Origin of the sequence: Candidatus Pedobacter colombiensis (genome assembly GCA_029202485.1) — a bacterium.
GTDB lineage: Bacteria > Bacteroidota > Bacteroidia > Sphingobacteriales > Sphingobacteriaceae > Pedobacter > Pedobacter colombiensis.
Genome location: CP119313.1, coordinates 1,326,482 through 1,347,068 on the forward strand (window position 1 = coordinate 1,326,482; position 20,587 = coordinate 1,347,068).

The following is a 20,587-nucleotide window of genomic DNA, read 5'->3' on the forward strand; positions in this document are numbered from 1 at the left end:
AGTTTTGCGACATATCTGATAAACGAAATTATATGTCTGGTAATAGTTCTATTGTGAATTCAGTTTTAGATCAGTTAAGTGCATCGGGGCACAAGAAGGTCGTATTTTGTAACGATCCCGATACAGGATTAAAAGCAATTATAGCCATTCATGATACAACTTTAGGACCTGCACTAGGCGGAACCCGAATGTGGAGTTATGCTACCGAATCCGAAGCATTGGAAGATGTTTTGAGGTTGTCGAGTGCAATGACCTATAAAGCTTCTATTACCGGTTTAAATTTAGGCGGCGGTAAAGCCGTAATTATTGGCGATTCTCACAAAGGGAAATCTGAAGCCATGATGCGTAGCTATGGCAGGTTTATTAAGAACCTGAATGGCGAATTTATTACGGCAGAAGACCTGGGAACAACCACCAAAGATATGGAGTATATCCGCATGGAAACCAGCCATGTAACAGGAGTGCCAGAATCATTGGGCGGTACCGGTAATCCGGCACCAACAACAGCAAAAGGCGTATATCTGGGGATCAAAGCTTGTGTTAAAGAGGTGTTTGGAACCGATATGTTAGCCGGCCGTTCTGTTGTAGTGCAGGGAATAGGCAATGTAGGCGAACATTTAGTGGCCCTATTAAGAGCAGAAAATGTAGAAGTTTACATTAGCGACATTAATGAAGAGCGTTTACAGCATGTAGCGAGAACTTATAAGGCCAAACCAATAAGTGCAGATAAAATCTTTGGACTAGATGCAGATATTTACGCACCATGTGCATTAGGCGCTACAGTTAATGATAAAACCATTAACAAAATGAAGTTTGCCATTATTGCTGGATCTGCAAATAATCAGCTTGCCGATGAAAACATTCATGGACAACTGTTGTTAGATAAAGGCATTTTATTTGCTCCGGATTATTTAATCAATGCAGGAGGTTTGATCAGCTGTTATTCTGAACTAACCGGCTTTGGTAAAAAACGGACCATGCAACTTACAGAGAACATTTACAATGCTACCAGAGATGTTATAAAAATGTCGAAGGCGGACAATATACCAACAATACGGGCAGCTAACCGTATTGCAGAACAAAGGATAATCGATATCAAAAAAATAAAATCATCATTTTAATCACCAGGTAATTTACCACTCGTTCTTACATTCATGTTAAACAGAAGGCACTTAAGAATTAAAGCTCTGCAAAATATTTTTGCATGGCAAATGACAGATAAAAGAGATCTGGCATCCTCAAAGAAGGCATTAATGCAAAGTATTGATCACGTATACGAAATGTACGTCGGCATGCTTTCATTGTTAGTAGAAACAACAGAGTATACAGGAATAGACGCTATTGAGCGCTCTAATAAACACCTGCCTACTGCAGATGACCTTAACCCGAATTTAAAGTTGTTAAACAATAAATTTGCCGTTACCCTAAAACAGAATCCGGATTATTTAGCCGCAGTCCACAAATACAAGATCAACTGGATGTCTGATCCCGAATTTGTGAAAGCTATTTTTAATACCTTAAAGGTTACTCCTGAGTATGCCGCATATCTGGCAGATGAAGACAACAGCTTAGAAGAATCAAAAACAATCATCAAGTTCATCTTCAGAAAAATCATTCTTAAAAGCCATAACATCATCCAGGCATTTGAAGATAAGTTTATAAACTGGTCTGTTGATAAAGAAGTGATGCAAGGAATGGTGGCCAAAACCATTAAAAATTTTACCTCAGAAGATCCGTTTAAAAACAAGCTGACGCCAATAAGTCAGGATTGGGAAGAGGATAGCAAATTTGTACAAGACCTATTTGTTTATACCCTTAAAAATAACAAGGAATATCAGGATCTGATTGCAGAAAGAACTAAAAACTGGGAATCAGAACGTATTGCGCTAATGGATACCATCCTGATGAAAATGGCAATTTGTGAATTGTTAAACTTCCCTTCTATACCTGTTAAGGTAACGATAAACGAGTATCTTGATCTATCAAAAGATTACAGTACACCGAAAAGTAATTCATTTATTAACGGTATATTGGACAAAATTTTAGGCGACCTGAAAAGAACAAACAGCATACATAAAATCGGTCGCGGACTAATAGAAGAATAAAGAGATATGAAAAAAATCTTTGTACTGGCATTGTTGGCTATATCATTTGCATCATGCCAAAATACAGCAAAAACCAATGCTACAGCTACCGATACTACGCTTCCAGCGGCAGGAGACGCAGCAGTAATGAGCTTCGAAAAAGGAGAGTACGATTTTGGTAAAATAACTCAAGGCGAAAAGGTTTCTTATAGCTACAAGTTTAAAAACGTAGGTAAAAGTCCTTTAATCATTCTGAATGCCACTGCTACTTGTGGCTGTACCGTACCGGAAGTCCCTAAAGAACCAATTAAACCAGGTGATGAAGGAGAGATCAAGGTACTATTCAATAGTACAAGTAAATCAGGAATGCAGGACAAAGTAATTACGGTTACTTCTAATGCTGAGCCTCACATTGCCACTCTACATTTAGTAGGTGAGGTTAAAGAACAATCAAATTAATATACATTTATACAATAGAATATGATAGCAACAGTAATTTTGCAAGCCCAGGGTGGTGGCATGTTAGGCACATTAATACCTATGGTTTTAATCATGGTTGTTTTTTACTTTTTCATGATCAGACCTCAGGTTAAAAAAGCAAAAGACCTTAAAAAAATGGTTGAAGCTTTAAAAAAAGGAGATAAAATAGTTACTACAGCAGGTATACATGGCCGTATAGTGGATATGAACGATACAACTTTCTTAATCGAAGTAGAAGGTGGTACAAAAATCCGTTTTGATAAATCAGCTGTATCATTAGATGCAACTAAAGCTGTTGCTCCTAAAGCAGACGAGGCTCCAAAGGCATAGTTTTCCGTAAATTTATTTAATAGAGCCTGTATCATGTTCATGGTACAGGCTTTTGCTTTTATGTACACTTTGTCTGCATTAATGATATCATGATGATGTATATCATCAGAGTAGTAGATTATTTGTATTTTTACAGCGATGCCGTTTATAAGACTGACAAAAATAGAACGAAAACGATTCCTCGTTTTCATCACCTGCCTGCTTCTTGCAATTGCAGCGTGGCTATTTATGGCTTTAAATGATAAATACCCTTATACGGTTAAAACGGTTTTAAAATACAATAACATTCCTCAAAAGAAGGCATTTCATCCTTTACAGTCTGATACGGTAGATCTGCAAGTAGAAGGAACCGGATGGCAATTGCTATTTTCGCGGTTACGCATCAAGCCTCAATCTATTGCCATTAGTCTGGAAAAGCTAAACAACAGAAATTTCATCCTTTTCTCCGAACAATTGATCAATGTAAACAGACAGCTGGAAACTTCACAGAAAATCAAATCCGTGAAACCCGATACCCTATACTTTGATTTTTCACCAAAGACCGTAAAAAGAGTCCCTGTTAAGCTGGTATCTGATATTAATTTTGTAAAACAATACGGGATTTTTAGCCATATCGAGATTACCCCCAGCTATGTAACGATTTCCGGGCCCGAGCAGGAGTTGGAAAAGATAAACCAATGGAAAACAGATTCCTTAAATTTTGATGATGTTCAGTCTACCATTAAAGGTATGGTAGCAATGACGCAAAGCAAAATGAAGAATGTTAGTATTTTTCCTGCAAGTGTAGAGGTTAAGGTGCCTGTTGATGAGTTTACAGAAAAGGTACTTGAAGTTCCTTTAAAGATTATCAATAATAACGAGTATTATAATGTTAAACTCTACCCAAAGAAGGTGAAAGTTACCTTTTTAGTAGCCCTTTCAAAATACAATCAGGTGAGTGAAGATTTTATAGAGGCGGTTGTAGATATGAATGAATGGAAAAACCTTAAGCATAATAGATTAAGGGTTAGGGTGGTGCGTTTCCCGGATTTTTGTAAATTGGTTCAGGTCGCACCGGGAAAAGTTGATTTTATTATTGAAAAGTGATGTTGAAGATAGGAATTACAGGAGGAATAGGCAGTGGTAAGACAACAATCTGTAAAGTATTTGAGACTTTGGGAATACCTGTGTTTTATGCCGATACTGTAGCCAAACAGATTATGGTGAGCGATGATATCCTGATAAAAGGTGTAAAAGCTGCTTTTGGAGAAGAAAGCTATACCATAGACGGGACATTAAATAATAAATACATTGCTGGCATTGTGTTTAACAATGCCATAGAACTTGCCAAATTAAATGAGTTGGTACATCCGGCAGTATTTAGAGCATTTGACAATTGGGTTAAGGACATTCCTGCATCAATACCCTATATACTTAAAGAAGCAGCTTTGCTATTCGAAAGTGGATCGTACAAGATGTGCGATCAGAATATCCTGGTAATTGCCCCCGAAGAAACCAGGTTACAGCGCGTAATGCAACGGGATGGGGTAACAGCTGCGCAGGTAAAAGCACGTATGGATAAACAAATGTCCGACGGAGAAAAAGCCAAACTGGCCGACCATATTATTAATAACAACGAAACAGAATCATTGATCATTCAAGTGACCCGCTTACATCAACTGTTTTTAAATACACCTAAATGATACTTGATGATTTTATTGTAGTGACCAAAACAGGCTTGTTTTGTAGCTATGGGGATTTCTATTTGGATCCCAAAGAAATAGTGAAAAATGCGGTAATTTCCCATGCGCATGGCGATCATGCCATTGGTGGAAACCTGAATGTATATTGCACAGAGGCTACTGCGCTGTTTATGAAACACCGCTATAGAAAGTTTGCAGGTGGCGAATTTCATTTAAAAAGCTATTACGAGGAATTTGAGCTCAATGGAGTCAGGATTAGTTTTGTGCCTGCCGGGCATATATTGGGCTCCGCACAAGTTTTAATGGAATACAGGGGCGTAAAATACCTTTATACCGGGGATTATAAGCTGCAGCCGGATAAGACCTGCGAACCTATCGAATTTGTAACGGCAGATGTACTGATTACCGAAACTACTTTTGCCGACCCTGGTACCCAACATCCGGTCGCAGAAGAGGAAATTCTGAAGCTAAATAGCACCAAGACCAACATTATGCTAGGCGCTTATGCTTTAGGGAAATGTCAGCGATTAATTAGTTTAATGAATGACCATTGTATAGAAAAAAGGATACTGGTGCATCACAGTATGCTGCCCTTTGTAAAGATCTACGAACAAATGGGCATAAACCTTGGCCCTTACGAACCATATGACCGTAAGGTAATGAAGAACAACCTTACCAATATGGTATATCTGGTGCCTCCAATGGTATTCAAAAGCTACTTTAAAGCCATTAATGTGATCAGGGTATTTGCTACAGGTTGGAAACACCTGCAAAATAACAATGAGATTCAATTGTATATTTCTGACCATGCCGATTGGAATGATATCCTTTTTACAATAGAAAAAGTAAAACCATCACAAATCTGGACCAATCATGGGAGTGGTGTACAATTGAAAAATCATTTTGAAGGAAGTTTGGTCGTTAAATTGCTTAATTGATGAAAGAAGGGGAAGACTATTATTTTAATGATGATGGTTTAATGGTGTTTACTGCAGCATATCATCTCAAGCGAGGATATTGTTGTAAAAATAAATGTAAACACTGTCCCTGGGGCTTCGGAAAGAAAAAATCAAAGAAATCCGGAGAAGAAACATAAAGAAATAAAAGATGGAGCTGCAGAAAGAAACGAAAACTTCCCGATTTGAAAGTATACACCAGAAAGTAGTAGTGAATGTTTTGTTTACATATGGATGGTGTAATGATCAGTTAAAACAAGTCGTATCGCCTTACGACATCACTATTCAGCAGTTCAATATTTTACGGATTCTAAGAGGCCAGTATCCAAATCCTTCCACCATTAATCTGTTAAGATCAAGGTTGCTGGATAAAATGTCTGATGCCTCAAGAATTGTAGATCGCCTGGTTCAGAAGGAGCTTGCATTAAAGGAGATGAATCCTGACGATAAAAGAGCTGTCGACATTCTAATCTCCCAAAAAGGACTAGCCCTCCTCAAACAGATGGACGGAGAAATAGACCTTTCCGCTATGACTGCCTCAAATTTAACACCTGGAGAAGCCGAAATGTTAAATGTTTTGCTCGATAAAATGAGAGGTTAGTGTGCATGGTGACTGTGTCCGGAGGTGTAAAAACCGATCAAAGCTATCCCGACACCCAATAATACTGCAATCATTTTACGCTTACTTACCTTGTGATCAACACTCGATTCGAATAGGATAGTAGTAGAGATATGTAAAAATATACCAATCACTATACCCATAATTTTATTGAAATATTCCTCTATACCCCCGATGGTACCCGTACTCAGGCCGTAACTCACATAAAAACCAAGCGGTGCCATAATCGCAAAAATACTGATGAAAAATACAATACTGTTTCTGCTAAAATGACTCTGTAAAAGGATACTAGCCAATGCAAATGCAGCAGGAATATGATGCAACGCAATGCCATAAATCAATGCATTGTGCTGGTCCTTAGCCACAGGCATTCCTTCAAGGAAAGCATGTAAGCATAAACTGACCATAATGCCATAAGGGAATATCTTATTTTCGTTGTGCTTGTGGATGTGTCCATGTTCAACACCTTCCGAAAACTGTTCAAGCACAATTTGTAATAAAAAGCCTATTAAAATAAATAAGCCTATATCTTCATGATCCGGTCCACTATAAGCATCCGGTATTAAATGTAAAACAGTAATTGCAAATAAATATGCACCACTAAAGGAGAGAATTAATTTGAGCAGTTTAGATTTGTCACTTTTAACTAAAAAGATGGCTGTGCCCCCTAAAAAAGCACTGAAAAATAAAACGACTAGTTTCCAGATTTCCATTATGATTTCGGTTGTATTTTTCTATAAATGAACGCGGTAAATATGCCTATGGTAGTGCCTAAAACAGCGCCCACAATAGTGTCGATGGGATAATGTACGCCTACGTAGATTTGGGAAAAAGAAATGATAAATGCCCAAAATAAACCTATTGGCAAAATAGGTTTCCACTTGTCGTAAAACACAAAAATGAGAAATACAGCAATGGCAAAATGATTGGTGGCATGAGCCGAAGGAAAACTATATCCGCTGCCGCAAGGCACCCGTCTGATGATCTCATCCGCAAGACTAATGTCGTTACAAGGCCTGATACGTGCAACAAAAGGTTTAATCAGTCTAGAGGCAATTAAATCGCCAAGCGCAAAAGTTGCCAGAAGCATTCCTATAATGTAAGCCCCCTTTTTTTTATACTCTACAAAGCAAAATACCAGGATAAATAAATACAGAGGAGCCCAGAAATACCTGTTACGCATCAAAGGTAGCAGCCAATCAAAAAATGGATTGGCCATTCCCCTGTGGATCTTTAAAAACAGCTCAACATCAAATTGTTGTAAGCTTTCTATCATACCTTTTTGCAGATTAATATCAAACGATCGGATTTGTTTTTATCAAATTCTTCTAAAGCATAGCTGCCAAATTTGGCGGTAATCTGTAAGCCACTCTTTGCAAACATCCTTTCAAAGTCTGCCAGTTCAAAAGCCTGTACACGCTCTTCAAAAGCATAAGGTTTATCGCGGTGCTCAAAATTGATGTGCTTAATGATCTTACCATTAGCCACAAACTTACTCAGATGAAATTCAATGCCCTCAATAGTCTTGGTTTCCTTATGTGTAAGGTTTTTAATGATCTTTTGTGTGTTAAAATAATCGATCACCAAAGTCCCATCCGCCTTTAATCCTTTTCTAAAAGATTTTAAAGCATTTACATGGTCCTTCTCCGTATCAAAATAACCAAAACTGGTAAACAAGTTCAGCGCGATGTCGAAGTAATTGATGAAACATAACTTCCGCATGTCATGAACAAAAAAGTGAAGGTGCTTTTGTTCAAATTGTTGCGCATATTTAATACTCTGCTCCGAAAGGTCTATACCTGTTACATCATAACCCTTTTTGTTGAGATAGATGGCATGTCGGCCTCGGCCACAGGCGATATCCAGGATTCTGGATTCAGCAGCAGGCTTTAAATAAGCCGATAAATTGTCAATTAGAAATTCAGCCTCAGCATCATTACGTTGACTGTAAAGAATATGATAATAAGGCGAGTTGAACCAATATTGAAACCATTTGCGCTGCATAGAGCCAGTATTTTTGATGTTTAGAAAAAGACAAATATAGTGTTTTGGTTAGCAACCGATGAGATTATTATTATAGTAAATGCAATTTAACTGCATTTACTATAATAATGACTAAAGTTAAATAATCGGTTCCCTGATTTTTTCTTATTTTTGAAGAAAACTGAATAACTTGACACTAATAAAATCTATCTCCGGTATCAGGGGCACGATTGGCGGCGTTGCCGGCAACGGTTTAACCCCCATAGACATTGTAAAATTCACAGCAGCTTACGGCTCATGGGTAATTGACAAAACCAGCATTAAAAAGATTGTTCTTGGTCGTGATGCCAGGATTTCTGGTGAAATGGTGAATAACCTTGTTATAGGAACCCTGCAAGGATTAGGTATCGAAGTAATAGACCTTGGTTTATCTACAACACCAACGGTAGAAATTGCTGTTCCTATGGAAAAGGCAGGTGGTGGGATCATTTTAACCGCAAGTCACAATCCAAAACAATGGAATGCCCTTAAATTATTAAACGATAAAGGTGAATTTATTAGTGATGCAGATGGAAAAGAAGTGTTGGAGATCGCTGAAAAATCTGAATTTGAATTCGCCGATGTAGATAGCCTTGGGAAAGTAATTCCAAATGATACTTATCTGCAAAAACATATAGACATTATCCTGGCGTTGCCATTGGTTGATGTAGAGGCTATAAAAAAAGCTAATTTTAAGATAGCCATTGACTGTGTAAACTCTACAGGAGGAATATTTGTCCCGGCTTTATTAAAAGCTTTAGGAGTAGAGACCGTATATGAGTTATATTGTGAACCTAATGGTCATTTTCCGCATAATCCTGAACCACTGCCGGAAAATTTAACTGAAATTGCTAAAGTAGTACAGAGCAAACAAGCTGATTTAGGTATTGTAGTTGATCCGGATGTAGACCGTTTGTGCTTTGTTTGTGAAGATGGTGAGATGTTTGGCGAAGAGTATACACTTGTGGCAGTTGCCGATTATATCCTTCAAAATACACCAGGTAATGCGGTATCTAACCTGTCTTCGACAAGGGCATTGCGTGATGTTACCGAAAGAGCAGGTGGTGAATACCATGCATCAGCAGTAGGTGAGGTAAATGTTGTAAACCAGATGAAAGCAACAAATGCAGTGATTGGCGGTGAAGGTAATGGGGGTATCATCTATCCAGAATTGCATTATGGTCGTGATGCTTTAGTGGGTATTGCATTGTTCTTAACACATCTGGCAAAATTTGGAAAGCCTATTTCTTTATTGCGTAAAAGCTATCCCGAATATTTCATTTCTAAAAATAAGATCACTTTAACGCCAGAGATGGATATCGATGCCTTATTGATTAAAGTACAGGAAAAATATAAAGATCAACCAAATACGACCATTGATGGATTGAAGATCGAATTTGATAAGGAATGGGTACACCTGCGCCGCTCTAACACCGAGCCAATTATTCGCATTTATAGCGAGGCAGGAACCGAAACGGTAGCCGGGAACCTTGCTGAAAAGATCATATCTGATATTAAGGAAATATTAAAGTTGAACTAGGGGGAATGGAAAGAATCTATTTAGACAATGCTGCAACCACACCTTTAGATAAGGAAGTAATGGCCGAAATGATGAATGTAATGAGCAATTATTACGGAAACCCTTCATCTATTCATGCGCAGGGTCGCGAAGTACGCACCTTGATTGAAAAAGCAAGAAAAACGGTAGCCGGATTGTTAAATGCAACACCAGCCGAGATATTTTTTACTTCAGGAGGTACAGAAGCTGATAATACAGCCATTCGTTGTGGTATCGCAGCATATAACATCAAACATGCCATCACTACTAAAATAGAACACCATGCGGTTGAACATACTTTAGATAGCCTGTTAAAGCAAGGTGTAATTGATAAGCTGAGTTTTGTAGACATTGATGAAAAAGGCAATATAGATTATAATCACCTCGAAGAGCTATTAAAAAACAATGAGCGTTCTTTCGTATCCTTAATGCATGCCAATAATGAATTGGGCACTTTAACGGATATAGAAAGGGTAGGAGATCTCTGTGAAACCTACAATGCCATATATCATTGCGACACGGTACAAACCATGGGGCATTATGTCCATGATGTAAGAAAGATGAAGGCACATTTTATTGTTTGTGCAGCTCATAAATTGCATGGACCTAAAGGTGTTGGTTTCTTATTTGTAAACCATAATGTTAAAATTAGTCCGATGATTTTTGGTGGAGCACAAGAACGTAATATGCGTGGCGGTACCGAAAATGTATACGGAATTGTAGGCTTAGCCAAAGCGCTGGAAATTGCTTATGCAGAAATGGAGCTACACCAAAAACATATTCAGGAGCTGAAAAGCTATATGAAAGATAAGTTGGTTGCAGAAATACCAGGTATTGCCTTTAATGGAGAGACCGATCCGGACAAGAGTTTGTACACTGTATTGAATGTTTCTTTCCCTGAAATGGATATGGCAGATATGTTGTTGTTTAATCTGGATATTAATGGCGTTTCCGCTTCGGGGGGCAGTGCTTGCTCATCAGGATCAAACATTGGTTCTCATGTGCTTACAGGCATTCATGCAGATCCAAATAGACCCTCTGTCCGCTTTTCCTTTAGTAAATACAATACCAAAGCAGAGCTTGATTTTGTCGTAGAAAAGTTAAAAGAAATTGTGGATAAAAACATCTCCGTTTAATCGAAACACAAAAAGTATCAGGATTGTTTATGGTATAGCAAACAGGATTTGTTAACATAAATACTTTTGATTATGAAAACAATAAAAAAAGGTGAGGGCAAAAAAGTAGTATCCAAAAAAAAAGATCCCAAAGACGAAGCGCACGAAAGACATGCTCACAGAAAAACTGTTTATAAGGAAACAGAAGAACTGATCAGTGAAAAAGAAGATGATAGCGGCGAAACTTCCTCTGTTGTGGATATGGGAAGGACAGATTTTATTATCAGACCAAAAAGAAAGAATAGGCCCCTGGGGTCTAGCCATGAACCTGGAACCATGCCAGGAAGAGATATATAACCAGAGTTAAAAAAGAAGGGTTTGTGCAGCACACAAACCCTTCTTTTTTATATTACCTTAAACTTAGTGTTTCATCATTTTAAGGAATGACGCCAGTTTTGCTTTCATCGCTCTGCGGTCAACTATAAAATCTAAAAAGCCGTGCTCTAAAACAAACTCAGCAGTTTGGAACCCCTTAGGTAAATCTTTTTTAATCGTTTCTTTAATTACCCTTGGTCCGGCAAAACCGATCAATGAACCCGGTTCAGCAATATTAATATCACCCAGCATAGCATACGATGCAGTTACACCACCCGTAGTAGGATCTGTTAATAAAGAGATGTATGGGATTTTAGCCTGACTTAATAAAGCCAGTTTAGCCGAAGTTTTAGCCATTTGCATTAATGAAAATGCAGCCTCCATCATCCTTGCTCCACCTGATTTTGAAATCATCAGGAAAGGGATTTTGTGTTTAATACTATAATCAATAGAGCGGGCAATCTTTTCACCCACTACAGATCCCATTGATCCGCCGATAAAATTGAAGTCCATGCAGGCAACCACAAGGTCTTCACCTTCGATTTTACCATGAGCAGCCCTTATCGCGTCTTTTAAGCCGGTTTTAGCCATGCTTTCTACCAAACGCTCTTTATAAGGCTTACTGTCCGTGAACTCCAATGGATCTCCTGAGGTCAGGTTTGCAAATAGCTCTGTAAATTGATTATTATCAAACAATACCTCAAAATATTCTTTAGAACCAACCCGCAAATGATAGCTGCAGTATTGGCAAACATATTTATTTTCTACAAGGTCTGCACTATGTAACGCTTTCTTGCAATTAGGGCACTTGTTCCATAAACCATCTGGTGCCTCTTTCTTTTCTTCCGTTAATGTACTGATACCTTTTTTTTCTCTCTTAAACCAAGCCATGTTATTTGTTGAAAAATGCGATTACAAAGAAACAAAAAAAAATTAGAACAGTTTAAGGTTGTTTTCATTAGTATGGAACCTCATAATGGTTTCACTAAAAATAATGACGATTAACTTGGCCTGTTTGATATTTTTCATAACTTCGGCATATCTAAAATTAAAAATAATGAGTTTAAAAGGCTATAAAGGCGTAATTTACGGAGATGCTGTTCAGGAGTTGTTTGAACAGGCTAAAAAACATCAGTTTGCTTTACCGGCAGTAAATGTTACAGGAACCAACACCATTAACGCGGTAATGGAAACAGCGAAAGCAGTTAATTCACCTGTTATGATCCAGTTGTCTAATGGTGGTGCACAGTTTTATGCAGGAAAAACATTAAACAATGACAATTTGAACGCATGTGTGCTAGGTGCAGTATCGGCAGCGAAACACGTTCATTTATTGGCAGAACATTATGGAGTAGCAGTAGTATTACATACAGACCATGCTGCTAAAAAATTATTGCCATGGATTGATGGATTGCTGGACCACGGCGAAAAATTCTTCGCAGAGCATGGTAAGCCATTGTTCTCTTCTCACATGCTTGATCTTTCGGAAGAACCAATCGAAGAAAACATGGAGATCTCTGCTAAATATTTAGCGCGTATGGCTAAAATGGGCATGACCATCGAAATCGAGCTTGGTGTTACCGGTGGTGAGGAAGATGGTGTAGACAACAGTGATGTAGATAGCTCTAAATTATATACACAACCTTCAGAAGTAGCCTATGCTTACGAAGAATTGAGTAAAGTAAGCGATAAGTTTACTGTTGCAGCAGCATTTGGTAACGTTCATGGTGTATATAAGCCAGGTAATGTTAAGTTACAACCGGTGATCCTTAAAAACTCTCAGGATTTCATCAAAGAGAAATTTAACCTTACAGCCGAAAAACCAATCAACTTTGTATTCCATGGTGGTTCAGGTTCTTCACAAGAAGAAATCAGAGAAGCAATTTCTTATGGAGCCATTAAAATGAATATCGACACCGATATGCAATGGGCAATGTGGGAAGGTATTTTAGATTATTATAAAGCTAATGAAGCTTATCTTCAAGGCCAGATCGGAAACCCTGATGGCGAAGATAAACCAAATAAAAAATATTACGATCCACGTGTTTGGTTACGTAAAGGTGAAGAGCAATTTGTTAAACGCTTAACGCAGGCATTTGAAGATTTAAACTGCAAAAACGCAAGCGATAAGTTATAATTTTCGATATTAAAAAAATAAAGCGCTGCAAGACTACTCTTGTGGCGCTTTATTTGTTAAATGAAAGCTATGGAAACCGAACTTCAGGTAATTAAAATAAAGAATGAAGCAGATCTTGAAAAAGCATTTGCTGTAAGGAAAAAGGTATTTGTTGAAGAACAAAACTGTCCACCAGAATTGGAATGGGAAAACGAAGACGTATCGACTCATTTTCTGGCCGAACTAAATGGTGTACCTTGTGGTGCCTGCCGTTGGCGTAAAACCGATGCCGGCTATAAACTAGAGCGTTTTGCAGTGTTAAAAGAATTTAGAGGAAAAAAGATAGGACAGGCACTGGTTGCAGCAGCACTTGCCGATTTGCCGGACAGTGCCCATTACATTTACCTCAATGCTCAATTGGATGCCATGGGCCTATATTCCAGATTTGGCTTTGTAGCCGAAGGAGAACAGTTTGAAGAAGCCGGAATCCAGCACTTTAAAATGGTAAAAAAAGGGTAGTCCGTTTTGTTGGCGGTAAATGCTATAAAAATACTTTGCCGGAGAAGCGTAAGGCCTCCTGCCACTTATCCATATTCAGGTTTAGGATTTCTCCCTTACTGTTTAGATAACTGATCAGATCTTCCGTCGCCATGTTACCGGTTAAATCATCTGCGGCCATTGGGCAACCACCAAAACCTTTCAAAGCACTGTCAAAACGTTTGCAGCCACTTTCGTAGGCAGCCTGTATTTTTTCAAAGCGGGTATTGGGGGTACTGTGTAAATGAAGGCCAATTTCAACGTTTTTAGCCTGATCGCTGTGCTCAAAACGTTGAACCAGCGAGGGGAGGATTTCTTTTATTTTTTCCGGAGTAGATACCCCGGTGGTATCAGATAAGGCCAGTATCTGAGCGCCATTTTGTACCAACTCATCCGCCCATCTTTCTATAATTTCTACATTCCACTCATCTCCATAAGGATTTCCAAAACCCATAGATAAATAGATGACTGCCGTTTTATCACGTTTGCTACACAACTCTAAAAGCCGCTTCACGGTATCCAATGATTGAGCAATGCTGGAATTTGTATTGCGTTGCTGGAAAGTCTCAGAAATAGAAAAAGGGAAACCAAGGTAATTAATCTCCGGATGTATCGAAGCCTCTTCAGCACCTCTTAAATTGGCTACAATGGCCAGTAACTTTGACGTTGTGCTTCCTAAATCAAGTTTTGATAACACTTCGGCAGTATCCCGAAGTTGTGGAATTGCCTTTGGTGAAACAAAACTGCCAAAATCTATGGTATCAAAACCCACTTGCAGCAGTAAATTAATATAAGCAGCCTTTAAATCCGTGTCAATAAAATCATGGATGCCTTGCATTGCATCCCTTGGACATTCAATCAGTTTAATGGTTTGTTGTTGAATCATGAGGAGTAGATATTTCTTCTAAGTCTTTAGGGTGGATAAACGGACGGATAATAAGTCTGGTGCCCCGGTCGTAACTAAAATAGCTCCATACCCAGTTTACAAACACCACCAGTTTATTTCTAAATCCTACCAGCGTCATCAAATGTACAAACATCCAGGTAAACCAGGCAAATATACCCTGAAATCTGATCTTATGTATGTCTACCACCGCTCTGTTCCTTCCAACCGTGGCCATGGTGCCTTTATCGAAATATTTAAAAGGTTCTACCGGTTTCTTCTCAATGATGTTTAATAGGTTTTTAGCCAGCATTTTTCCCTGCTGTATGGCAGCAGGGGCAACCCCCGGGTGCCCGTTAGGGAATTCCGGGCTAATCATGGCTGCAACATCGCCAATGGCATAAATGTTCGTATAACCATCAACAAGGTTTACTTCATTCACCTTTAGCCGGTTTCCTCTGACTATTATTTCGGTGTTTAGCCCATCAAGCACTACACCTTTTACTCCGGCCGACCAGATTACTGTTGATGAAGGGATTTTTTGCCCATCCACCAGGCTTAAAACATTCCCATCATAAGCCTGAACCCTTGAATTGTTCATAATGGTAACACCCAGTTCCGTTAAAAATTTTGCAGCTTTTTGCTGAGCTTCGACAGACATAGCAGCTAATAATGCTGGCGAGCCCTCAATCAGATAGATATTAATATCGTTAATGTCCAGATCTGGGTAATCACTTTTTAGTACATGCTTCTTCAACTCGGCCAGGGCACCGGAGGTTTCGACACCCGTTGGTCCGCCTCCAACTATCACAAAGTTCATCAGCTGTTTCTTTAATTCCGGATCACCTGGAATCTGTGCAGCCTCCAGATTTTGCAAAATTAAGCTCCTTAGGTTTAAAGCTTCCGGAATGGATTTCATGGGCATGGCATTGAGCTCAATTTCGTTTTGCCCAAAAAAATTACTTGTAGAACCGGTGGCCAACACCAAATAATCATATTCAATCGGACCAATAGTAGTCTCAATGATGTTTTCAGCGGCATTCACTTTCTTTACCTCAGTTACCCTAAAAGTTAGGTTTTTATGACCTTTAAAGATTTTTCTTAAAGGAAAAGCAATGGAATCGGCTTCTAAACCTCCAGTGGCTACCTGGTAAAGTAGCGGCTGGAAAGTATGGTAATTATGTTTGTCAAGCATAATTACCTCTACCGCTTTACTGCATAGTTTTTTAGCGAGTTCAATACCGCCAAATCCACCTCCTACAATAACAATTCTTGGTTTACTGCCTTTTGGGAAATGTTGCTCCATAATCTTAGGTTTCAGTAAATATACACAGCAACAATTAGACCTAAAACAGCAAAGGCATCCTTTTCGGGATGCCTTTGTCTATGATAGTAGGTTATACTTATTTTTTAGCTTTTGCTACTTTGGCTTCGCCAAGATCTAATACGATCGGAGTAGAGATACACAATGATGAGTAGGTACCAATAATACGACCAATTAATAAGGCGAATATAAATCCGCGGATACTTGCTCCACCGAAGATAAAGATCACTAACAATACAAAGAATACAGTTAATGAAGTCAGGATAGTACGACTTAATGTGCTGTTCAATGCAAAGTTGATCAATGTTTCTCTTTCTTTTCCATGTAGATCCTCTTTACCAGATTCTGCTAGTTTCTCACGGATCCTGTCGAATACAACAACCGTTTCAGTCATGGTATAACCCATTACCGTTAAAATAGCAGCGATGAAATCCTGACCAATCTCTAAAGAGAATGGAAGCATACCATCTAATACGGTATAGAAAGATAGTACCAATAATACGTCGTGGAACAAAGCGATAACCGCACCTAAACCGTAGTTTAATTTCTTAAACCTTACCACGATGTAAATAAACATCACTAAACAAGAGAATAAGATAGCACCGTAAGCACTGTAAAGAATGTCACTCGCGATAACAGGACCCACTTTCTCATTACTTTGAATAGTGTAATTCACACCTGTTTTAGTCAAACCTGTTTTTAAAGCAGCTTCAACGGTTTTATCAGCGTTGATATCAGCATCAGTGATATGGAAAGTAGTCGTGATTTTTAATTCATTATCAGCACCGGCAGTTTTTACAATGGTTTCCGATTCAGGGAAAACATCTGCCAATTTAGCTTTTACATCTTCAGTGTGCATTCCTTTATCGAAATGTACGATGTAAGTTCTACCACCTTTAAAGTCGATACCAAGGTTTAAACCACCATTTTTGAAATAGAAGATGAAACCTAAAAGGATGATAGCTCCAGAGATAGTATAATAAAGCTTTCTGTGTCCAACGAAGTTAAAAGCAATGTTTTTAAATGCGTGGATCGTGTGTTTGTTACCAAAAGTAATGTCTACTTTTTTGTTTAATAAACTATCGAATACTAAACGAGAGATCAATACTGCACAGAATAATGAAGATAAGATACCGATACATAATGTAGTTGCGAAACCTTGAACAGGACCGCTACCAAATACATAAAGGATAACACCCAATACCAATACGGTAACGTTCGAGTCAATGATAGAAGACATTGCATGTTTGAAACCTTCTTTGATCGCTACCGGAGTAGATTTACCTAAAGTAAGTTCTTCCCTTACACGTTCAAAGATCAGGATGTTTGCATCTACTGATAAACCGATTACCAATACGATACCTGCAATACCAGGTAAAGTTAGTACAGCACCTAGTGATACCAAAATACCCATGATGAAGAACAAGTTGATCACCAATGCAAGGTTAGCAACCCATCCTGCTTTATTGTAATACAAAGCCATGAAGATCAGGATCACCACAAACGCAAGTACGAATGACAATAAACCATTGTGAATAGCCGCTTCACCTAAAGATGGACCAACTACGAATTCACCAACGATTTTTGCAGGTGCAGGTAATTTACCAGCCTTTAAAATGTTAGCTAAATCCTGAGTATCGTTTTGTGTAAAGTTACCAGTGATAGAAGAAATACCATTAGGAATTTCGTTCTGAACAGTAGGAGCAGAGTAAACCGTGTTATCTAAAACAATCGCAATTGCTTTTTTATCATCTTGATTTGCAGAAGCTTCAGCAGTAATTTTTTTCCATTTAGCAGCACCATCACCAGTCATGTACATGGTTACCTCTGGACGTCCTTTCTGATCGAAGTCATGACGGGCATCACTAATTGCATCACCACCTAAATCTGGTTTACCATCTAAAGAAGTAACTTTGATTGCATATAGTTCAAAAATCTTGCTTGGAGATTGAGGACCTAAATCAGCAGGCTTAGCACTCCACATGAACTTGTAGGTCTGAGGAATGATCGCAGCGATCTCTGGTCTTTTAAAGAATGCATTTACTTTAGCAGTATCTTTTTGAGCAACCCAACCAACAACCGGTCCCGGACGTAATTGAGGTTGACCATTTTCACCTTGATAAGTAGGAATGTTTAATACAGCGAATAATGGATTAGACTTTGCAGCTTCGTTGTTTTTTAAGCCGGTTGAATCTTTAGCCTCAGTTTTTTTAGCCAGGCCAGCTAATTTACTTCCGCTTTTAGCAGTAGTATCTTTTGCAGCACTTGCAACAGAGGTTGTATCTTTTAAAGTTAAAGCAAGCGTTTTGTTGATGTTTTCTAAAACAGGGTATACTTCATTATTTTGGTATACTTGCCAGAATTGCAATTCAGCAGAACCTTGTAATAATTTATGTACACGCTCTTTGTCCTGAACACCTGGCATCTCAATCAGGATACGGTTGGTACCTTCTTGTTTTTGCATGTTCGGACTCACTACACCGAAACCATCGATACGGCTTCTGATAATTATGAATGAGCGGTCGATTGCACTTGTAGCTTCTTTAGATAAAAAGCTTTTTACTTCAGAATTGCTTGCATTAGGCTTAAGCAATTTTGCATTGTCCTGGTTAGAGAAGAAATCTACCAGTTTTTTGTTTGGCTCTAATTTTTCAAATTCGTTTACAAACAAATTGATGAAATCTTTACCACCTGCATTTAGCTGCTGTTGTGCAATAGCTAATGCTTTGTTAAAATTAGCATCATCAGTATTTCCGGCTAAAGATTTAACCAGCTCACCTAACGAAATTTCCATCGTTACGTTCATACCACCTTTAAGGTCTAACCCAAGGTTAATTTCTTTTGCTTTACAGAACTGATAATTAAAACCTAAAAGCGGATAAACCGGCACAGTGGCCATTGAGTCTAAATAAGCTTTTTCTTTTTCAACGTCTCCTTTAGCATAAGCTTTTGCGTCTTTTTCAACCTTAGAGGTAACAAAGTTGAATGAGAGAGAATACACACAGACAATACCTAGTAGTATTGCCATAAATTTAATAAAACCTTTACCCTGCATTTGTTTGTAATTATTAGTCTATATATGCTATATATTTTTTTAACAAGTCGGCAAATCTAATTATTTTTTTAATTAATAGGCCACCTTATTGATTTTTTATTAAAGAGGCTCAACTATTTGCGTAGAAGTGTCGAAAAAGTGTAAGCTACACGATTTTTTTCATCCGGCAGATGTTTTTCTACACTTGTTTCTTCCCAGATGTTGAAATCAATTTCAGGAAAAAAGGCGTCAGCCTCATAGCTTTCGTGAACTCTGGTCAGATAGATGCGATCGGTGATCGTCATGGCAGATTTATAGATTTCGGCACCACCAACGATAAATACCTCCTCTTCGCTTGCGCAAAGGGCAATTGCAGCCTCAATGTTGTTGGTTACCTCAGCTCCCGGTATTTCTAATCCGGCTGTTCTGGTCACTACAATATTGCGTCTGTTTGGCAATGGCTTGCCAATAGAATCGAAAGTTTTTCGACCCATAATAACGGTATGGCCCGAGGTGATTTGTTTAAAATGTTTTAAATCGTTTGGCAAGTACCAAAGCAGTTGGTTATCTTTTCCTATGGCATTGTTTTCGGCAATGGCTACAACTATTGAAATGATCATACGGCAACTGCTCCTTTAATATGTGGGTGGGCATCATAATCCGTTAATGTAAAATCTTCATATTTAAAATTGAAGATATCCTTTACTTCAGGATTGATGTGCATTGTGGGTAGTTTTTTAGTGTCACGACTCAATTGCAGTTTGGCCTGCTCAATGTGGTTGTTGTATAAATGGGCATCACCAAGGGTATGGATGAAATCACCATACGCTAAGCCGCATACCTGAGCCACCATCATGGTTAGCAAAGCGTAAGATGCAATGTTAAAAGGAACACCTAAAAATATATCGGCACTGCGTTGATAAAGTTGACAGCTTAATTTTCCATCAGCTACATAAAACTGAAAGAAAGCATGACAAGGTGGAAGCGCCATGTTTTCAATTTCGGCCACATTCCATGCCGAAACAATAATTCTTCTTGAATCAGGGTTGTTTTTAATGGTATTTATGATTTGTGCAATCTGATCGATATGGCCGCCATCGGGTTTAGGCCATGAACGCCATTGCGAACCATAAACAGGACCCAGGTCGCCATTTTCATCTGCCCATTCATCCCATATCTTCACACCATTGTCTTTTAAATATTTGATATTGGTATCGCCGCTCAAAAACCAGATCAACTCATGTATGATGGATTTTAAATGCAGCTTTTTTGTAGTTACCATAGGGAAACCCTCTTGCAGGTTAAACCGCATCTGATAGCCAAATACGCTAATTGTTCCGGTTCCGGTACGGTCATGTTTCTGTGTGCCATGATCCAGCACATGCTGCATTAAATCTAAATATTGCTTCATAATTGTTTAACAGGGGTAAACCCAAGACAAAAGTACATAATATTAGGGATGTTTGAAGCCC

At 38.5% G+C, this 20,587-nt stretch carries 23 protein-coding genes; 14 read left to right on the forward strand and 9 right to left on the reverse strand.

Annotated features, from left to right (window positions below):
• Positions 1–32: 32 nt before the first annotated feature.
• The 9 genes from P0Y49_05420 to P0Y49_05460 all read left to right on the forward strand — a co-directional run bounded on the left by P0Y49_05420 (position 33) and on the right by P0Y49_05460 (position 6,133).
• Positions 33–1,121 (forward strand): Glu/Leu/Phe/Val dehydrogenase dimerization domain-containing protein, encoded by a 1,089-nt coding sequence (locus P0Y49_05420; protein WEK20576.1) that lies wholly within the window; start codon positions 33–35, stop codon positions 1,119–1,121.
• Between the two features lie 90 nt (positions 1,122–1,211).
• A complete protein-coding gene (gene nusB / locus P0Y49_05425) occupies positions 1,212–2,105 on the forward strand; it encodes a transcription antitermination factor NusB (protein ID WEK20577.1) in 894 nt (297 codons plus the stop codon).
• 6 nt (positions 2,106–2,111) lie between these two features.
• Complete coding sequence (locus P0Y49_05430; GenBank protein WEK20578.1) at positions 2,112–2,543, forward strand: DUF1573 domain-containing protein; 432 nt, start codon at positions 2,112–2,114, stop codon at positions 2,541–2,543.
• Between the two features lie 21 nt (positions 2,544–2,564).
• A complete protein-coding gene (gene yajC / locus P0Y49_05435) occupies positions 2,565–2,894 on the forward strand; it encodes a preprotein translocase subunit YajC (protein WEK20579.1) in 330 nt (109 codons plus the stop codon).
• Between the two features lie 138 nt (positions 2,895–3,032).
• On the forward strand, positions 3,033–3,980 hold the full coding sequence (locus P0Y49_05440; protein WEK20580.1) for a YbbR-like domain-containing protein: 948 nt from the start codon (positions 3,033–3,035) through the stop codon (positions 3,978–3,980).
• A complete protein-coding gene (gene coaE, locus P0Y49_05445) occupies positions 3,980–4,576 on the forward strand; it encodes a dephospho-CoA kinase (protein ID WEK20581.1) in 597 nt (198 codons plus the stop codon). Before P0Y49_05440 ends, coaE begins: the two co-directional genes overlap by 1 nt.
• Positions 4,573–5,514 (forward strand): exonuclease, encoded by a 942-nt coding sequence (locus P0Y49_05450; protein ID WEK20582.1) that lies wholly within the window; start codon positions 4,573–4,575, stop codon positions 5,512–5,514. The genes coaE and P0Y49_05450 overlap by 4 nt, the downstream gene beginning before the upstream one ends.
• Positions 5,514–5,672 (forward strand): DUF5522 domain-containing protein, encoded by a 159-nt coding sequence (locus P0Y49_05455; GenBank protein ID WEK20583.1) that lies wholly within the window; start codon positions 5,514–5,516, stop codon positions 5,670–5,672. The genes P0Y49_05450 and P0Y49_05455 overlap by 1 nt, the downstream gene beginning before the upstream one ends.
• An 11-nt stretch (positions 5,673–5,683) precedes the next feature.
• The gene (locus P0Y49_05460; protein WEK20584.1) at positions 5,684–6,133 is read left to right on the forward strand and encodes a MarR family transcriptional regulator; all 450 of its coding nucleotides are present in this window, start codon (positions 5,684–5,686) and stop codon (positions 6,131–6,133) included.
• Here P0Y49_05460 and P0Y49_05465 read toward each other — a convergent pair.
• Genes P0Y49_05465 through P0Y49_05475 form a run of 3 tightly spaced genes read right to left on the reverse strand, consistent with a single transcriptional unit; the run spans position 6,130 to position 8,155 of the window.
• Positions 6,130–6,864, reverse strand: coding sequence for a ZIP family metal transporter (locus P0Y49_05465; GenBank protein WEK20585.1), 735 nt, complete (start codon positions 6,862–6,864; stop codon positions 6,130–6,132). The genes P0Y49_05460 and P0Y49_05465 overlap by 4 nt on opposite strands.
• Positions 6,864–7,427 carry a phosphatase PAP2 family protein gene (locus P0Y49_05470; protein WEK20586.1) on the reverse strand — a complete coding sequence of 188 codons (564 nt, stop codon included), beginning with the start codon at positions 7,425–7,427 and terminating at the stop codon, positions 6,864–6,866. Before P0Y49_05470 ends, P0Y49_05465 begins: the two co-directional genes overlap by 1 nt.
• On the reverse strand, positions 7,424–8,155 hold the full coding sequence (locus P0Y49_05475) for a class I SAM-dependent methyltransferase (GenBank protein ID WEK20587.1): 732 nt from the start codon (positions 8,153–8,155) through the stop codon (positions 7,424–7,426). Before P0Y49_05475 ends, P0Y49_05470 begins: the two co-directional genes overlap by 4 nt.
• A gap of 169 nt (positions 8,156–8,324) precedes the next feature.
• On the opposite strand from P0Y49_05475, the gene glmM reads away from it, so the two are divergent.
• The 3 genes from glmM to P0Y49_05490 all read left to right on the forward strand — a co-directional run bounded on the left by glmM (position 8,325) and on the right by P0Y49_05490 (position 11,203).
• The gene (gene glmM, locus P0Y49_05480; protein WEK20588.1) at positions 8,325–9,713 is read left to right on the forward strand and encodes a phosphoglucosamine mutase; all 1,389 of its coding nucleotides are present in this window, start codon (positions 8,325–8,327) and stop codon (positions 9,711–9,713) included.
• 5 nt (positions 9,714–9,718) lie between these two features.
• Entirely contained in the window at positions 9,719–10,867 is a 1,149-nt protein-coding gene (locus P0Y49_05485) for a cysteine desulfurase family protein (GenBank protein ID WEK20589.1), read from the forward strand.
• A gap of 72 nt (positions 10,868–10,939) precedes the next feature.
• Complete coding sequence (locus P0Y49_05490; GenBank protein ID WEK20590.1) at positions 10,940–11,203, forward strand: hypothetical protein; 264 nt, start codon at positions 10,940–10,942, stop codon at positions 11,201–11,203.
• A 63-nt stretch (positions 11,204–11,266) separates the two neighbouring features.
• On the opposite strand, the gene accD is transcribed toward P0Y49_05490, so the two are convergent.
• Entirely contained in the window at positions 11,267–12,112 is an 846-nt protein-coding gene (accD, locus tag P0Y49_05495; protein ID WEK20591.1) for an acetyl-CoA carboxylase, carboxyltransferase subunit beta, read from the reverse strand.
• A gap of 166 nt (positions 12,113–12,278) precedes the next feature.
• On the opposite strand from accD, the gene fbaA reads away from it, so the two are divergent.
• Positions 12,279–13,358, forward strand: a complete 1,080-nt coding sequence (gene fbaA, locus P0Y49_05500; GenBank protein ID WEK20592.1) for a class II fructose-bisphosphate aldolase — start codon at positions 12,279–12,281, stop codon at positions 13,356–13,358.
• 69 nt (positions 13,359–13,427) lie between these two features.
• Positions 13,428–13,856 (forward strand): GNAT family N-acetyltransferase, encoded by a 429-nt coding sequence (locus P0Y49_05505; GenBank protein ID WEK20593.1) that lies wholly within the window; start codon positions 13,428–13,430, stop codon positions 13,854–13,856.
• Positions 13,857–13,878: 22 nt separating this feature from the next.
• Here the strand turns inward: P0Y49_05505 and P0Y49_05510 are convergent, their stop codons facing one another.
• The 5 genes from P0Y49_05510 to P0Y49_05530 form a co-directional block, all read right to left on the reverse strand.
• Positions 13,879–14,760: a hydroxymethylglutaryl-CoA lyase gene (locus tag P0Y49_05510; protein ID WEK20594.1), complete on the reverse strand. Its 882-nt coding sequence runs from the start codon at positions 14,758–14,760 to the stop codon at positions 13,879–13,881.
• Positions 14,738–16,063 carry an NAD(P)/FAD-dependent oxidoreductase gene (locus P0Y49_05515; protein ID WEK20595.1) on the reverse strand — a complete coding sequence of 442 codons (1,326 nt, stop codon included), beginning with the start codon at positions 16,061–16,063 and terminating at the stop codon, positions 14,738–14,740. Before P0Y49_05515 ends, P0Y49_05510 begins: the two co-directional genes overlap by 23 nt.
• 97 nt (positions 16,064–16,160) lie before the next feature.
• On the reverse strand, positions 16,161–19,136 hold the full coding sequence (gene secDF, locus P0Y49_05520; GenBank protein WEK20596.1) for a protein translocase subunit SecDF: 2,976 nt from the start codon (positions 19,134–19,136) through the stop codon (positions 16,161–16,163).
• Between the two features lie 113 nt (positions 19,137–19,249).
• Positions 19,250–19,735, reverse strand: coding sequence for a dihydrofolate reductase (locus P0Y49_05525; protein WEK20597.1), 486 nt, complete (start codon positions 19,733–19,735; stop codon positions 19,250–19,252).
• Entirely contained in the window at positions 19,732–20,526 is a 795-nt protein-coding gene (locus tag P0Y49_05530; GenBank protein ID WEK20598.1) for a thymidylate synthase, read from the reverse strand. Before P0Y49_05530 ends, P0Y49_05525 begins: the two co-directional genes overlap by 4 nt.
• Positions 20,527–20,587 lie beyond the last annotated feature (61 nt).

Excerpts from the sequence above, each read along its gene's own strand:
- P0Y49_05515 (WEK20595.1), bottom strand. The coding sequence starts at position 16,063 with ATGGAGCAACATTTCCCAAAAGGCAGTAAACCAAGAATTGTTATTGTA.
- fbaA (WEK20592.1), top strand. The coding sequence starts at position 12,279 with ATGAGTTTAAAAGGCTATAAAGGCGTAATTTACGGAGATGCTGTTCAG.
- P0Y49_05430 (WEK20578.1), top strand. The coding sequence starts at position 2,112 with ATGAAAAAAATCTTTGTACTGGCATTGTTGGCTATATCATTTGCATCA.
- P0Y49_05450 (WEK20582.1), top strand. The coding sequence starts at position 4,573 with ATGATACTTGATGATTTTATTGTAGTGACCAAAACAGGCTTGTTTTGT.
- P0Y49_05455 (WEK20583.1), top strand. The coding sequence starts at position 5,514 with ATGAAAGAAGGGGAAGACTATTATTTTAATGATGATGGTTTAATGGTG.
- P0Y49_05485 (WEK20589.1), top strand. The coding sequence starts at position 9,719 with ATGGAAAGAATCTATTTAGACAATGCTGCAACCACACCTTTAGATAAG.
- accD (WEK20591.1), bottom strand. The coding sequence starts at position 12,112 with ATGGCTTGGTTTAAGAGAGAAAAAAAAGGTATCAGTACATTAACGGAA.
- nusB (WEK20577.1), top strand. The coding sequence starts at position 1,212 with ATGACAGATAAAAGAGATCTGGCATCCTCAAAGAAGGCATTAATGCAA.
- P0Y49_05460 (WEK20584.1), top strand. The coding sequence starts at position 5,684 with ATGGAGCTGCAGAAAGAAACGAAAACTTCCCGATTTGAAAGTATACAC.
- P0Y49_05420 (WEK20576.1), top strand. The coding sequence starts at position 33 with ATGTCTGGTAATAGTTCTATTGTGAATTCAGTTTTAGATCAGTTAAGT.
- P0Y49_05490 (WEK20590.1), top strand. The coding sequence starts at position 10,940 with ATGAAAACAATAAAAAAAGGTGAGGGCAAAAAAGTAGTATCCAAAAAA.
- P0Y49_05470 (WEK20586.1), bottom strand. The coding sequence starts at position 7,427 with ATGATAGAAAGCTTACAACAATTTGATGTTGAGCTGTTTTTAAAGATC.
- P0Y49_05440 (WEK20580.1), top strand. The coding sequence starts at position 3,033 with ATGCCGTTTATAAGACTGACAAAAATAGAACGAAAACGATTCCTCGTT.
- P0Y49_05505 (WEK20593.1), top strand. The coding sequence starts at position 13,428 with ATGGAAACCGAACTTCAGGTAATTAAAATAAAGAATGAAGCAGATCTT.
- P0Y49_05525 (WEK20597.1), bottom strand. The coding sequence starts at position 19,735 with ATGATCATTTCAATAGTTGTAGCCATTGCCGAAAACAATGCCATAGGA.
- coaE (WEK20581.1), top strand. The coding sequence starts at position 3,980 with ATGTTGAAGATAGGAATTACAGGAGGAATAGGCAGTGGTAAGACAACA.
- yajC (WEK20579.1), top strand. The coding sequence starts at position 2,565 with ATGATAGCAACAGTAATTTTGCAAGCCCAGGGTGGTGGCATGTTAGGC.
- P0Y49_05530 (WEK20598.1), bottom strand. The coding sequence starts at position 20,526 with ATGAAGCAATATTTAGATTTAATGCAGCATGTGCTGGATCATGGCACA.
- P0Y49_05465 (WEK20585.1), bottom strand. The coding sequence starts at position 6,864 with ATGGAAATCTGGAAACTAGTCGTTTTATTTTTCAGTGCTTTTTTAGGG.
- P0Y49_05475 (WEK20587.1), bottom strand. The coding sequence starts at position 8,155 with ATGCAGCGCAAATGGTTTCAATATTGGTTCAACTCGCCTTATTATCAT.
- P0Y49_05510 (WEK20594.1), bottom strand. The coding sequence starts at position 14,760 with ATGATTCAACAACAAACCATTAAACTGATTGAATGTCCAAGGGATGCA.
- secDF (WEK20596.1), bottom strand. The coding sequence starts at position 19,136 with ATGCAGGGTAAAGGTTTTATTAAATTTATGGCAATACTACTAGGTATT.